Origin of the sequence: Kitasatospora misakiensis (genome assembly GCF_042656005.1) — a bacterium.
In the GTDB taxonomy this organism is placed as follows: domain Bacteria; phylum Actinomycetota; class Actinomycetes; order Streptomycetales; family Streptomycetaceae; genus Kitasatospora; species Kitasatospora misakiensis.
Genome location: NZ_JBHSOF010000001.1, coordinates 43,372 through 56,867 on the forward strand (window position 1 = coordinate 43,372; position 13,496 = coordinate 56,867).

Here is a 13,496-nt window from a genome sequence, read left to right on the forward strand (position 1 = left end):
CACGGGATTGGCCGGTGTGGGCCCCGCGCGCGGGAGGTGACGGCCGAATCCTTGCCATCGGCCCGGCCGCCGCCCGTCACCCCGGGCGGCGTGAACTCTCGACCCACTGAGGTCACCCGTCGGGGTGGTGGCGCACGTGTGGTGCCCGCCGTCCGTGTGCGACGGGGCCGTTCGGGTAAGGCACAGTGAGGCCCGTTCCCCAGCACGGCTCGATCAGAAAGGGCTGGCTGCCATGACACCGGCATCGATGCACCCCTTCGACCATGCCTTCCTGACCACGATGCACAGCTACTCCGGCGCCAGATGGGACTGCGTGGCCGTCTTTCACCTCAACGGGCCCGCACCGGCCCTGGAGGATCTACGCGCACAGGTCGACGCCGGGACGCGGGCGATGCCCTTTCTCACCCAGCGCCTCCCCCTTCCCGGCACCGGCGGCGCCCGGCGCTCCGAAACCGGCCTGACGGCGCGGGTGGAGCAGATCGTCGTCGGGTCCGCGTCGGAGATGGGCTCGGCGCTGGAGGACGCCCTGGACGCCTCTCCGCTCCCGGACGGTGTGCCCTGGAGGCTCTGGTCGGTCAGTTCCCCCGGAGGCGACCACTGGATCGCGGGCTATCAATGGCACCACGGCTACCAGGACGGGCTGGCCGGAGTGCGTGCGGCCCTGAGCCTGCTGGGACTTCGCGACCCGGGCCGGCCGGGCCGGCCGTCCCGGCGAATTCCCTGGCACACGTACGCCGTTGCGGCGCTCACCTTCGCCGGGAAGTGCGCGGCGGACCAGGTGCGGGCCCGCTGGTACGGACCGGCCGCGCGCGTGCGCCTGGCGGGCGAAGCCGGCCCTGTACGCAGCGTGCGGGTCCCACTGGAACGCCTGAAGGCGATCGCCGTCGCGGCGGGCGGTACCGTCAACGACGTCTATGTGGCGGCCACCGGCTCGGCCCTGGCGGCCTGGGCCGCCCAGGAGGGCGTGCGGCTGGTGCAGCTGCCGCTGCTCGTGCCCGTCGATGTCCGGCGCCACGACGAGGAACAGGCCCACGGCAACCGGCTGTTCTTCCTGCGCATGGCACTCCCCTGCGGAACGGACGTCACTGTCGCGCAGCGGCTCGCGGTCGTCACGGAGACGTCCAACCGGGCCAAGCGGCTGCACTGGCGCCGCATCGCCCAGGACTTCGTCGGCGCGGTACCGCGCCGGCTGGCGTGCAGGTTGGTGCCGATGTTCACGGCACCCGGATTCACCGCCGCGGTGGTCAGCAGCGTGGTCTGCCCCGGCCCGGAAGACACGGTGACCCGTTTCACCGGGCGCGGGGCGCTGGTACCGGGACACCTGATGTTCGCCGTCATGGGCGTGCTGGGCGACCAGGTGGAGGTGGGCTTCCAGCTCGATCGAGCCCTGCCCGGCGCCGGGCGGTTTCCGGAGCTGTGGTCGGCGGCGGTCGAGGAGCTTGAGCGGTCTCTGCTCACCGGGATTCCCGCGCCGCCCCGAGCGGCGGACAGCGGGCCGCAGGTGTCCTCGGCGGCGGGACAGCAGGCGGGACAGCAGGCGGGACAGAGGGCGGGATAGCGTCCGGCGGGCCTCACGGCCGCACAGTGCCGAGGACGTGCCCGGGAAGCTCCGTGAGCGAGTCGATGCCGAAGGTGGGCCGGTCCTCCGGTCGGTCTCCGCGGGGCGGGGACAGGCACCCCCAGGGTCCCCTGCGCAGGTGGGCGGTGAGCAGGCCCGCCTGGTTGGCCGGGCGGATGTCGTTGTCGACGCGGTCTCCGACGTGCAGGATCTCCTGCCGCCGGCAGGGCGCGTACCGGACGATGCGTTCGAAGTACTCCGCGTCGGGTTTGCGGACGCCCCAGCTCGCGGACGTGGCGACGAGGTCGCAGGGGAGGTCCAGCTGCCGGAGGGTGGCCTCGCTGGCCAGGCTCTGGTTGCCGACGACGGCCACCCACACGCCTGCCTGGCGCAGTGCCGTCAGCGCCGGGCGGACGTCGGGATACAGATCCTCTTCGCCGAAGGCCTCGAAGTCCGCCGTGGAGGCTCGTCTGCGCACCTCGACGGCCGGATCGATGTCCGGTCGAACCATGCTCAGGGCGTCGTACTCGTCACCCCCGCGGACGATCGCGGCACCGACGGCGGCCGCGAAGGTGTGGGCGGGCACGCCGAGCCATTCCGCCCAGCGGCGGTATTCGCACCAGGTGTTGACGCAGGTCTCGCCGATGTCGAGGACGACCGCGCGGATCCGTGCGGAGGCTCCCGGTGCCGGCGGACGGGGCCGGTGCGGGGGCATCAGGCGCCGCCGGGTGGGACGAAACCGGACAGGCCGAGGTCGGCCACCCGCATGAGGGCCGCCCGGGAGGCGGCCGAGAAGCCGGCACGGTCGACGGCGGTCAGTGCCTGCTGCCGCTTCCGCGCGATCATGCCTCGCACGGTCGCCGGCGCACCGGTCGCCTCGATGAGCGCGCGTGCCTCGCTCACCCCCGCGTCGTCGAGATCGGCGGACCCGACCAGCTCCCGAAGCCTGCCCGCCTGCGCCGCCGAGGCACGCTCCACCGCCAGGGCGAGCACGACCGTCTGCTTGCCCTCCCGCAGGTCGTCGCCGCCGGTTCCACGATCGCGTGGAGACAGGTCCTCCAGATCGTTGTGGAGCTGGAAGGCCTCACCGAGGGGCTCGGCGTAGGCGGCGAGGGCGTCCAGCACCGGTCCGTCCGCACCGGCCAGGGCGGCACCGATCTGCAACGGCCGCTTCACCGAGTACAGCGTGGTCTTGTAGTACGCCACCCGCAGCGCCGAGTCCGCGCTCCGGAACCCGCCGTCGGGCTGGGCGACATCCAGCAGCTGCCCGACCAGCATCTCCGCGCGCATGCGGTCGATCAAGCCGCGAGGAGACGTGAGCGAGCCCTCCGCGGGCGCGGGTTCCAGCGCGCCGAACAGCTCCGCGGACCACACCTGGCACAGATCACCCAGCAGAATCGCCGCGCTCTGGCCGTACCAGTCGCCGCGCGGCCCGCCGCTGCGGGCGGCCAGCACCCTGTGGACCGTCGGGGCTCCGCGCCGGGTGTCCGACCTGTCGATCACGTCGTCGTGCAGCAGGGCGAAGGCGTGGAACAGTTCCAGTCCCGCCGCCACGCGCAGCATCGCCTCCTCCTCCGGGCCGCCGCCCGCGGCGTGCCATCCCACCCAGCAGTACAGCGGCCGTACCCGCTTCCCGCCGCGCAGGAAGTCACGCAGGACCTCCAGCGGGACGGCGAGGTGCTCGCCGCAGGGGCCGGTCTCCTTCTGGGCCAGGAGCGACCGCAGCACCTCGTCCACTCGGGCGCGTGCGGCCCGCAGATCGAGCTCCGCCGTGCCCGCTTCGGTCACCGTCACCGATGGTCCACGTCTTCCTCCTCGTGTCCGCCGTCCCACCGGGCGACCCCCGGCAGGGCGAGGTCGGCCATGGCCGTCAGGCCCGGCTTCGCCGCCGTGGGGAACGGTCCCCGGTCCACCACCGCCAGCGCCTGCCGCCGCCGTTCCGTGATCATGCGCCGCACGATGTCCGGCGCACCGGTCTCCCTGATGAGCGCGCGTGCCTCGCGAACTCCCGCGTCGTCGAGACCGGCGGCCCCGACCAGCTCCCGAAGCCTGCCCGCCTGCGCCGCCGAAGCACGTTCGACGGCCACGGCCAGCACCACCGTCCGCTTGCCCTCCCGCAGATCCTCGCCGCCGAGCCCGGGACGCCCGCCCCCCTCGCACACGTCTTCGAGGTCCTCGAGGTCGTCGAGCAGTTGGAAGGCCTCACCCAGCGGGTCGGCGTAGGCGGCGAGAGCGTCCAGCACCGGCCCGTCCGCACCGGCCAGGGCGGCACCGATCTGCAACGGCCGCTTCACCGTGTACTGCGTCGTCTTGTACCGGATCACCTGCAACGCCTGCCGTACCGTGCCCGGGCCCGACCCGGAGCCGAGGTCGAGAAGCTGCCCGACCAGCATCTCCTCCCGCATCCGGTCGAGGAGCACACGAGGCGAGACCTCCGAGCCGCCCGCCACACCGCCGAACAGCTCGTCCGCCCACACCTCGCACAGATCTCCCAGCAGCACCGCCGCGCTGCGGCCGTACCAGTCGCCGCGCGGCCCCACGCCGCGAGCGGCCAGGACCCGGTGCACCGTGGGCGCGCCACGCCGGGTCTCCGACCCGTCGATCACATCGTCGTGCAACAGCGCGAAGGCGTGGAACAGTTCGAGTCCCGCCGCTATCCGCAGCAGCTCACGACTCTCGACACCGCCCCCCGCGGCGTGCCAACCCACACAGCAGAACAGCGGCCGTACCCGCTTCCCTCCACCCGCCAGAAACCCACGCAGGGCCCCCAGCGCCTCACCGAGGTGCGCGCCGTAGCGAGTCTTCGCCTTCGCGTCGAGCAGCGACTCCAGGGTCTCGTCCACCCGCCCGCGCAGAGCCGGAAAGTCGAACTCCCCCACCACACCTTCCGCAGCCGTCACCATGACCACCACGTACCCGTACGCGTTCTCACGAACCGTCAAACGGCAGACGTCCAGCTCGGTGGCGAGATCCCGACGCGCGTCACACCTCGTGGTCGTACGCCACGGTGACGGGCGCGTGGTCGCTCCAGCGCTCGGCGTGGGTGTCGGCGCGTTCGACGTAGGCCTCGACGGCCTTGGCGGCGAGGGCGGGGGTGGCGACCTGGAGGTCGATGCGCCAGCCGGAGTCGTTGTCGAAGGCGCGGCCGCGGTAGGACCACCAGGAGTAGGGGCCGGTGCGGTCCGGGTGGAGGCGGCGGACGACGTCGACGTAGCCGGCCTCCTCGTAGACGCGGGAGAGCCAGGCGCGCTCCTCGGGGAGGAAGCCGGCGGACTTCTGGTTGGACTTCCAGTTCTTGAGGTCCTCGGGGCGGTGGGCGATGTTCCAGTCGCCGCAGACCACGACCTCGCGGCCGTCGGCGGCGGCGCGGGTGCGGAGCTTCTGGAGGTGGACGAGGAACTCCGCCATGAAGCGTTCCTTTTCGTCCTGGCGTTCCGTGCCGACCTCGCCGGAGGGGAGGTAGAGGCTGGCCACGGTCAGGCCCGGCAGGTCGATTTCGACATATCTGCCCGAATTGTCGAATTCGGCCGATTCAAAGCCGACGACCGTCCGGCTCGGCTCCTGCCGGGAGAGGATCGCGACGCCGGCCCGGCCCTTGGTGGCGGCCGGGGCCCACAGCGCGTGCCAGCCGTCCAGGTCGCGCAGCTCGACGGGCAGCTGCTCGGGCTCGGACCGCACCTCCTGCAGGCAGATCACGTCCGCCTCGGTGGCGGCCAGCCACTCGATGAAGCCCTTCTTGGCCGCCGCCCGGATTCCGTTCACGTTCACACTCGTCACCACGATCACCCGGGCAGCCTACCCAGTGCCGCGCGCGGACCCCCACCGCGACGCGTCCGCTCGGGGAGCGCACGTGAACGCACCATGAAACTGTGCGGCGGTCGCGCCGGGGGGCCGCCATTGGTCTTGACCATCTCCCGATCCAGCCCCTAGGGTCACTTACTGCAAAGACCTTTAATAAAGAAGGACGGAAAAAGCCCGGTCTCCCACCTGCCGCGACAGCGGGCAGCGGGCCGGATCCGCCCTCTTTCGGCAGGGCGGAAGAATCCAGGGTGGAGGACATGGTGGGCACGACAGGACAGCTCTCGTCGGCTCCGGAACCGAAGTACTGGCACCTGCGCACGGTGCTGCTCCGCGCCATCGACACGGAGTTCTCCACCGGCCAGATCCTCCCGAACGAGCGCGAGCTCTCCGCCCGCTTCGGTGTCGCCCGGGCCACCCTGCGGCAGGCGCTCGACCAACTGGAGCTGGAGGGCCGACTGGTCCGCCGGCGCGGCATCGGCACCCTGATCGCCGCCCCCCGGGTCGGCGTCCCGGTGAACCGGCACGAGGAGGGCTGGCCCGGCGCCGCCCGCAGCCAGGCCTGGCGCACCGTCGACTGCACCACCGCCCCGGCCGCCCGCCGACTGGCGGCCTCCCTCGGCATCGCCGAGGGCGCGCCCGTGCACACCGTCCGCCGGGTCCGCCTCGTCCAGGGCCAGAGCATGGCCTCCGAGTCGCTGCACGTGCCGGCCGCCGCGCTGCCGCACCTGCCCGGCTTCCGCGCCGAGAGCGACCGCGCCCGCTCGGTGCTGCGCCAGCTGGAGCGCCTGGAGGTCGACGGCGAGTCCCGCTCGGTCGAGCTGGGCGTCGCCGAGGCCGAGGAGGCCGCCCTGCTGGAGCGCCCGCCCGGCTCGCCGGTCCTGGTGATGACCACCCAGTACGCCGCGGCCGGCCGGCTCGTCGCGCTCGCCGTCGCCACCTACCGGGCGGACACCTGCAAGCTCACCTTCGGGGAGACCGGCCTCGTCGAGGTCACCCCCGTCCCCGTCGGCGCGACGCCCGTGGGCGCCGCCGCCTCCTGAAACCCTTGGGCCCGGGCTCGGACGCCTCAGCAGGCGTCCGGGCCTTTTCACGTCCGGGCCCCCGGTGGCGCGGCGGCCTCAGGCCCGGGCCGCGCCCGTCTCCAGGGTCGGCGGGTTGACGGCGAAGAGCTGCTCCTCGACCTGGTCGAGGGCGACCCGGAGCGCGCCCATCGCGACGACCTCGGAGCCGAGGGCGGCCAGGGCGACCTCGGGGGCGCGCAGGGTGAAGCGGGCGAGACGTTCGCGGAGCGGGTCGAGGACGCCGTCGAGGCCCGCGGCCCAGCCGCCGATGACGACGAGCTGCGGGTCGATGGCCAGGACGAGCGCGGCGACGCTCTGGACCAGGTGGGTCAGGAAGCGGTCGGTGGCGACCTGCGCCACCTCGTCGCCCTCGCGGGCGAGCTTCAGCACCCGGGCCACCGCCGCCTCGTCCAGCGGGTTGAGGGGCTTGCCGGTGGTGGAGAGCAGCCGTTCCGGCGTCACCTCCTGGCCGAGCAGGTGGAGTGCGCCGATCTCGCCGGCCGCGCCGCCGAAGCCCCGGTGGAGGCGGCCGTTGATGAGGGAGCCGGCGCCCGGGCTCAGCCCGGCCATCACGAACACCATGTCGTCGGCGCCGACCGCCGCGCCCTGCCAGTGCTCGGCTATCGCGGCGAGGTTGGCGTCGTTCTCGATCATCACCGGGCAGCGGAACGAGCGGCGCAGCCGGGCGCCGAGGTCGAGGCCGGTCCAGCCGGGCATCGCGGTGCCGAGCTGGACGGTGCCGTCCCGGTCGACGATGCCGGGCGTGCCGACGCCGACCGCCCACAGGTTGTCCCGGGACACGCCCGCCTTGCGCAGCACCTCGGCGACCACCGACCGCACGGCGGTGAGCCGTTCCTCCGCCTCCAGGGTCTCCTCGACGGGCCTGAAGTGGGTGCCCACCACCTCGCCGGCCAGGTCGGCGAGGATGATCCGGATGTCGTGGACGCCGATCTCGATGCCGAGGATGTGGCCGGCCTCGGCCCGGAAGCGGAACCAGCGGGCCGGCCGCCCGCGCCGGCCCGCGCCGGGCTGACCGCCCTGCTGCGGCTGCTCGACCTCGGCGACCAGGCCGGTCTCCACCAGCCCCTCGATCACGCCCTCGACCGTCGGCCGGGAGAGTCCGGTGTCGCCGACCAGTTGGGTCAGGGTCACCGCGTGGCCCTCGCGCAGCGCCCGGAGGGTCACCGCCGCGTTGATCCGCCGCAGGAGTGAGGAGTCGCCGCCGGTGAGTCGATCCGCCAAGACGCTGCCCTTCGCCGTTCCGCGCGACTGCCCTGGCGCGCGTGCCGTGGACGCGGGCGCCACCGGCCGGCGCGGCCGGGCTGTCGTGCCGGAGGCCGCCCCCGGAGGGCCCGCGGGTGTCCGCCGCCCGGCGGGCCACCGCGACGGCACTGCGGCGCCCGCGCCGGGCCGGGTGGCCTGTGCCGGATGCTACCGGGGGCCCTGTCGACCGGGCGAGCATCTTCCCAGCTCATCCGGGCTTCGGTATCGAAATGGTACGCACCGGGTGGCGGTGCCTGATCCGGCCTTCACCGGTCCGCCCCGAAGCCCCGTCCGGCGGGCCGGTGGCGCGCCGTCACCTCGGGCACTGTCACCACGGTCACCGCAGGCCGCCGGTCGCCCCGAGGTTCTGTCCGGACACCCACCGCCCGTCCGGGCCGACCAGGAACGCGACCACGTCCGCGACGTCCGCCGGCTGCCCGAGCCGCCGCAGCGGCGTCATCCCGGCGACCGTCTCCAGCGCCTGCGGCGGGTTGACGGACCGCAGCAGGTCGGTCTCGATCGGCCCCGGGGAGACGGTGTTGGCGGTGATCCCGCGCGGCCCCAGCTCCAGTGCGGCGGCCTCGGTGAGCTGCTCCAGCGCGCCCTTGCTGGCGAGGTACGCGGCGATGCCGGGGACGGGCCGGCGGGTGTTGAGGGTGGAGATGTTGACGATCCGCCCGCCGTCGCGCATCCGCCGCGCCGCGTACCGGAGCGTCAGGAACACCGCGCGGGTGTTGACGGCGAGCACGGCGTCGAACTCGGCCGGATCGGTCTCGGCGAGCGACGCCCGGGTGAAGCCGCGGGCCGCGTTGTTGACCAGGATGTCCAGCCCGCCGAGTTCCTCCTCGGCCGCCGCCATCAGCCGGTCCGCGCCGTCCGGTTCGCCGAGGTCGACGCGCACCGCGTGGGCCCGCCCGGCCCCGGCGGGGGCGTTCGCGGCCACGGCCCGGAGCACCTCCGCGGCCGCCTCCTCGTCCCGCGCGTACCCGAACACCACGTCCGCGCCGTCCGCGGTGAGCCGCTCCACCACGGCCCGCCCGATCCCGCGCGAGCCGCCCGTGACGACCGCCGTCCGGCCCGCCAGCACCCTGTCCGACACCGTGCCACCCCGTTCCGGCCGGCCGCACACCGGCCCCGGGGAGAACCTACCCGGCCCACCGGGCCGTCCGGGGTAGGGATTCGGCCGACTCGGGACGGCGTCAGGTCGAGCCGGGCCGGACCGGCCCGGTTCGCGGGCGTACGGAGCACCCGCCCGGGGGCCGTATGCTGCTCCGCATGCTGAGCGAGACACGCCCGGGGCGTGCGGGGGCGGCCATGGTGTCGGACGAGGACTTCGTGCGGGCGCAGACCGGGATCGCTCCGGTGCCGTTCGTCCCGGAGGTGCGGCTGCACATGGCGGAGGACGCCATCGCGCTGTGGGAGTCCACCGAGTCGGCGCGCGGCGAGCGCGGCCTGCCGCCGCCGTTCTGGGCGTTCGCCTGGGCGGGCGGTGTCGGGGTGGCCCGATATGTGCTGGACCACCCGGAGCTGGTGGCCGGGCGGACGGTGCTGGACCTCGCGGCCGGTTCCGGTCTGGTGGGCATCGCGGCGGCGCTGCGCGGGGCCGGTTCGGTGCGGGCCGCCGAGATCGACGCGTACGCGGTCGCCGCGATCGGCGTCAACGCGGCGGCGAACGGCGTCCGGGTGGACGCGGCCGTCGAGGACCTGCTGGACGGCGACGGCGGACCGGCCGAGGTGGTGCTGGCCGGGGACGTCTTCTACGAGCGGGCGATGGCGGCGCGGTTCCTGCCGTTCCTGCAGCGCGCGCGGGCCCGCGGCGCGGTGGTGATCGTCGGCGACCCGGGCCGGGCCTACCTGCCGCGCGAACGGTTCACCGCCCTGGCGGCGTACGACGTGCCGGTGGTGGCGGACCTGGAGGACGCGGCGCAGAAGCGGACGACGGTGTGGGAGCTGGCGGGCGCCTGAGCGTCCGGCCAGTCCGGCCAGTCCGGCCCGTCCGGCCCGTCCGGCCCGTCCGGCCCGTCCGGCCTGTGGAATTCCCGGCCGGGGCGGGGCCGTCCTGGTAGACAGTCCGTCGTGATCGACTTCATCCTGCGCGCCGCCGTCCCCGACGACATCCCCGCCGTGCTCGCGCTGTGGGCCCGCGCGGCCAAGGGGACCAGCATCACCGACGACGCGGACGGCGTGACGGCGCTGCTCGCCCGCGACCCGGAGTGCCTGCTGCTGGCCGTCCGGGCGGACGACCCGGCCGCGCTGCTCGGCACCGTCATCGCCGGCTGGGACGGCTGGCGCTGCCACCTGTACCGGCTCGCCGTCGACCCGGAGCACCGCCGGCGCGGCATCGGCGCGGCGCTGCTGGCCGCCGCCGAGGAGCGGTTCGCGGCCCTCGGCGGGCGGCGGGCGGACGCGATGGTGCTGGACGAGAACGAGTTGGGCCACCGGACGTGGCAGGCGGCCGGGTACGGGCCGCAGCCGCAGTGGTCGCGCTGGGTCAAGCCGCTGGAGGAGGACTGACCGGAAGACGACTGACCTGAGGAGGACTGACCGGAGGACGACTGACCCGTCCGGGTGGGAGCCGGTCCCGCCGGTGTGGTGTCGGCCGCCGGGGGAGGGCGCGGACGGGAGGCTGGTCGCTCCGGAGCGGGCAGGCGGTCGGGAGGGCGCGTGGGCGGTGTTCGTGGCGGTTCGGGGCAGGCCGGGGGCGCGGACTCGGGGGTCCTCGGCACCGCGCTCGGCGTGGTCCTGGCCTTCTCGCTCGCGGAGGGCTCCTGGCAGTGGTTCTCCACCTACCTGGGCCTGACGCTGCTCGCGGTGGTGCTGGCCTTCGGCCGCGTCCCGGTGCGGGAGCCGGGCGGCCCGGCCGCCGGGTACGGGTGGAACCTGGCGGCGTACGCGCTGGTGGTGGGCCTCTGCGTGGCGCTCGCGCTGGCCCCGGCGCTGCAGCGGTGGGACTGGCTCTTCCCGATGCCGGGCACCCGGGACGGCTGCGTGCAGGCGGGTCGGTACGAGAGCCTGAACGCGCGGGCCGCGCTGGGGGACCTCGCGGGCGCGGACCCGGAGGCGCTCGGGTACGCGCAGGAGCAGCGGAGCCGGGCGGCGGTCGACGACTGCCTCGCGGCGACGACGACGCGGTGGCTGCCGGTGTACGCGCTGGGCACGGCGGTGCTGGTGGCCGGGGCGGCGTGGGTGTGGGGGCGGTCCCGGCGGGCTGGCTGAGGACCTCGCCGCCGGATGGGCGCGGACGGCTGGCGAGGGGTTCGGGGGCGTGGTGCGCTGGCACTATCCGCATGCGAACCGTCCAGGTTCTGTGGCACCCCCGCACCCTTCGGAAGTGAGCCCCTCGCCATGACCGTTTCGACCGGCCCGATCGATCCCGCCGAACTGCTCGCCCAGATCCCCGACTTCGAGCAGGCCCTCGCCTTCTACCACCGCCACCTCGCCCCGGACACGGCCATCGACCTGTCCGTCGCGGAGAACGTCCTCGTCTACGAGGACTCGATGCAGAAGATGGTGTTCGACCACACCGCGTTACTGCCGGAGAAGTACATCCACTACACGTCCGCGTACGGCAGCCCGGAGCTGCGCGCGCAGGTGGCGGCGCTGCTGACCAAGGCCTTCGACGCCCCGGTCGAGGCGGGCGACGTGTTCGGCACGGGCGGCGTCGGCTCGGCGCTGGAGTGTCTCGCCTTCGCTCTCCAGGACCCGCCGAAGCCGGGGGAGATCGGCCCGCCGCCGCTGGAGGAGGGGGACGCGGTGCTGCTGCCGGCGCCGTACTGGCAGGGGTTCAACTGGTCGTTCGAGCAGCGGCCGAAGCTCAAGTGCGTTCCGGTGCGGCTGCCCACCGAGGGGCCGGATCGGTTCCGGCTGACGTTGGCGGAGATCCGGGAGGAGTTCTTCAAGTACAACCGGCTGTTCGGCGAGTTCCCCCGGTTGTTGGTGCTGACCAACCCGCACAACCCGCTGGGGGTGAACTACGGGAAGGAGTTGTTGGAGGAGATCTACGACTGGGTGATCGACGAGACGGAGATGCACATTATCTCCGACGAGATCTACTGCCACTCGCAGGTTGATGGGGTGCGGGTGCCGTTCACCAATGCGTTCGCGCTGGACGCGTACCGGCGGGCGCCGGAGCGGGTCCATGTGGTGTGGGGGTTCGCCAAGGACTTCGGGTTGTCGGGCTTCCGGACCGGGTTCGTGGTGTCGAAGTACGGGCCGGTGCAGCGGGCGATGCTCGGGACGAAGGGCATCGAGGAGAAGAAGCACCCGATGTCGTGGTTCACTCCGGTCGACTCGCTGAAGCACTACGTGCTTGAGGCGCTCCTGGAGACCACGGTGAACGGGGTGGGGTCGGAGCTGTATACGGATTATGCGATGCGGCGCTACCGGGAGCTGCTGAGCGCGAGCTTCGAGCGGGTGAAGGACCGGCTGGTCGGCAGGGGCATCGAGTTTGTTTATACCGAGGGTGACAACCCGGCCCAGTTCTTCTGGCTGGACCTCACTTCTTACTTGGGCAAGCGCCCGCCCGAGGGTACGTACAGCGCCACGCCGCTGCCGTTCACGAAGGGGAGCGAGATTGATTCGGATGAGCTGTGGCTCTTCAACTACCTTGCGGGGAGCCCCACGGAGGTCAGCCTCCTCCCGGGTGAGACCATGCACTGCCCCGCCCCCGGCTTCTTCCGCCTGTGCTTCACGGCGTATCAGCCGGACGTCGTCTGCGAGGCGATCGACCGGGTCGCTGATGCGCTGGACCGGCTGGTGATCGTCGGGTAGGTGACGTTGGATGGTCGGCCCCGGAGGAATCGTTCCTCCGGGGCCGCCCGCCGTACGGGCATGGTGACGCGCAGGAAGTCGGCCGATCCGACTTCCTGCGCGAAGGAGCAGTTAGAGCAGCGCTTGGGCGGTGCGGATCATCGTCATCGAATCTTCGTGCGACAGCGAGTGGTCGCGAAGATGGCGCCAATCCCTTTCCCAGGCGGCAGCTTCGTGAGCGTCTCGCGACATGGCGCTGCCGAGTCGGGACTCCGAGTAGAGCAGGACCGATTGATCGGGAAGGGTCAGCAGGGTGGCCGGCCAGACGAACGAACGGTGTTCCCCGATCGCGAACGGTGCGATCTGCACGGTGGTGTTCGGGAGGGCCGCCTGCTGTTCCAGGTGGGTCAGCTGTGCCTTCATGGCCTCCGGTCCGCCGACCGGCCGGCGGATGCAGCTCTCATCGAGAATGAAGTGACAGACCGGAGGCGAACGGCGTTGGAGGATGCGCTGGCGTGACATCACGACGGCCGCGCGTTCTTCGGCTTGATCGAGCGTAATGGATCCGCGCTGAGCGGCCCCATGGGCAAGTGCCCTGGTATAGGCCGGGACTTGCAGCAGGCCGGGGATCACGCCCTGTTCGAATCGGCGGATCTCCACGGCTTTGGACTCGAACGAGATGTACCTGAAGAACCCCTTGAGCATTGACGTCTGGTCCAGGTCCCACCACAAGGACTCCAGCGTGTCGCCCGATTCGAGAGCGGCGTCTGCTCTGAGGGCGAACATGAACGGCGGTCGGCGCTCGGCGAGTTCGACGTACGAGATGAAAGCCCCGGTGTAGTTGATCAGCTCGCCCAGTTGCGCCTGAGTCAGCCCTCGCTCTTTGCGCAGGCTTCGAAGCCTCGTTCCGAAGGCCTTGAGGCGGTTGTCCGCGAGGCCCGGGTCCTGGTTGACCATGACGACAGCTCCGTTCAACGCATCAGGTGTTGAGTTGAATTCACTTCCGATCCTAGGCGGACGTCGTGATCCTTGGGGTGTGGTCGCAGCAATTCGAGGCGACCCGA

The 13,496-nt window shown here is 72.7% G+C and carries 13 protein-coding genes; 6 read left to right on the plus strand and 7 right to left on the minus strand.

Going from position 1 to position 13,496, the window contains the following annotated elements:
* Positions 1–124 precede the first annotated feature (124 nt).
* A complete protein-coding gene (locus ACFP3U_RS00050; protein ID WP_380222920.1) occupies positions 125–1,558 on the plus strand; it encodes a hypothetical protein in 1,434 nt (477 codons plus the stop codon).
* A 13-nt stretch (positions 1,559–1,571) separates the two neighbouring features.
* Here the strand turns inward: ACFP3U_RS00050 and ACFP3U_RS00055 are convergent, their stop codons facing one another.
* Genes ACFP3U_RS00055 through ACFP3U_RS00070 form a run of 4 tightly spaced genes read right to left on the minus strand, consistent with a single transcriptional unit; the run spans position 1,572 to position 5,344 of the window.
* The gene (locus ACFP3U_RS00055; RefSeq protein WP_380222921.1) at positions 1,572–2,273 is read right to left on the minus strand and encodes an HAD family hydrolase; all 702 of its coding nucleotides are present in this window, start codon (positions 2,271–2,273) and stop codon (positions 1,572–1,574) included.
* Entirely contained in the window at positions 2,273–3,352 is a 1,080-nt protein-coding gene (locus ACFP3U_RS00060; RefSeq protein ID WP_380222922.1) for a polyprenyl synthetase family protein, read from the minus strand. The genes ACFP3U_RS00055 and ACFP3U_RS00060 overlap by 1 nt, the downstream gene beginning before the upstream one ends.
* Positions 3,349–4,500, minus strand: coding sequence for a polyprenyl synthetase family protein (locus ACFP3U_RS00065; protein WP_380222923.1), 1,152 nt, complete (start codon positions 4,498–4,500; stop codon positions 3,349–3,351). Before ACFP3U_RS00065 ends, ACFP3U_RS00060 begins: the two co-directional genes overlap by 4 nt.
* 40 nt (positions 4,501–4,540) lie before the next feature.
* Complete coding sequence (locus ACFP3U_RS00070; RefSeq protein ID WP_380222924.1) at positions 4,541–5,344, minus strand: exodeoxyribonuclease III; 804 nt, start codon at positions 5,342–5,344, stop codon at positions 4,541–4,543.
* A gap of 275 nt (positions 5,345–5,619) precedes the next feature.
* On the opposite strand from ACFP3U_RS00070, the gene ACFP3U_RS00075 reads away from it, so the two are divergent.
* Positions 5,620–6,399, plus strand: coding sequence for a GntR family transcriptional regulator (locus tag ACFP3U_RS00075; RefSeq protein ID WP_380223288.1), 780 nt, complete (start codon positions 5,620–5,622; stop codon positions 6,397–6,399).
* A 78-nt stretch (positions 6,400–6,477) separates the two neighbouring features.
* Here the strand turns inward: ACFP3U_RS00075 and ACFP3U_RS00080 are convergent, their stop codons facing one another.
* Positions 6,478–7,662: an ROK family protein gene (locus ACFP3U_RS00080; RefSeq protein ID WP_380222926.1), complete on the minus strand. Its 1,185-nt coding sequence runs from the start codon at positions 7,660–7,662 to the stop codon at positions 6,478–6,480.
* 358 nt (positions 7,663–8,020) lie between these two features.
* Entirely contained in the window at positions 8,021–8,782 is a 762-nt protein-coding gene (locus tag ACFP3U_RS00085) for an SDR family oxidoreductase (protein WP_380222927.1), read from the minus strand.
* Positions 8,783–8,958: 176 nt separating this feature from the next.
* Between ACFP3U_RS00085 and ACFP3U_RS00090 the strand changes: the two genes are divergently transcribed.
* The 4 genes from ACFP3U_RS00090 to ACFP3U_RS00105 all read left to right on the plus strand — a co-directional run bounded on the left by ACFP3U_RS00090 (position 8,959) and on the right by ACFP3U_RS00105 (position 12,453).
* Complete coding sequence (locus ACFP3U_RS00090) at positions 8,959–9,648, plus strand: class I SAM-dependent methyltransferase (protein ID WP_380222928.1); 690 nt, start codon at positions 8,959–8,961, stop codon at positions 9,646–9,648.
* A gap of 111 nt (positions 9,649–9,759) precedes the next feature.
* Entirely contained in the window at positions 9,760–10,197 is a 438-nt protein-coding gene (locus ACFP3U_RS00095; RefSeq protein WP_380222930.1) for a GNAT family N-acetyltransferase, read from the plus strand.
* A 150-nt stretch (positions 10,198–10,347) separates the two neighbouring features.
* A complete protein-coding gene (locus ACFP3U_RS00100; RefSeq protein ID WP_380222931.1) occupies positions 10,348–10,899 on the plus strand; it encodes a hypothetical protein in 552 nt (183 codons plus the stop codon).
* A gap of 129 nt (positions 10,900–11,028) precedes the next feature.
* Complete coding sequence (locus tag ACFP3U_RS00105) at positions 11,029–12,453, plus strand: pyridoxal phosphate-dependent aminotransferase (RefSeq protein WP_380222932.1); 1,425 nt, start codon at positions 11,029–11,031, stop codon at positions 12,451–12,453.
* A gap of 111 nt (positions 12,454–12,564) precedes the next feature.
* Here ACFP3U_RS00105 and ACFP3U_RS00110 read toward each other — a convergent pair whose 3' ends face one another.
* Positions 12,565–13,389 carry a helix-turn-helix domain-containing protein gene (locus tag ACFP3U_RS00110; RefSeq protein ID WP_380222933.1) on the minus strand — a complete coding sequence of 275 codons (825 nt, stop codon included), beginning with the start codon at positions 13,387–13,389 and terminating at the stop codon, positions 12,565–12,567.
* Positions 13,390–13,496: the final 107 nt, after the last annotated feature.

Bases quoted from the DNA above. Each gene is read 5' to 3' on its own strand.
- ACFP3U_RS00105 (WP_380222932.1), top strand. From the start codon at position 11,029: ATGACCGTTTCGACCGGCCCGATCGATCCCGCCGAACTGCTCGCCCAG.
- ACFP3U_RS00090 (WP_380222928.1), top strand. From the start codon at position 8,959: ATGCTGAGCGAGACACGCCCGGGGCGTGCGGGGGCGGCCATGGTGTCG.
- ACFP3U_RS00110 (WP_380222933.1), bottom strand. From the start codon at position 13,389: ATGGTCAACCAGGACCCGGGCCTCGCGGACAACCGCCTCAAGGCCTTC.
- ACFP3U_RS00055 (WP_380222921.1), bottom strand. From the start codon at position 2,273: ATGCCCCCGCACCGGCCCCGTCCGCCGGCACCGGGAGCCTCCGCACGG.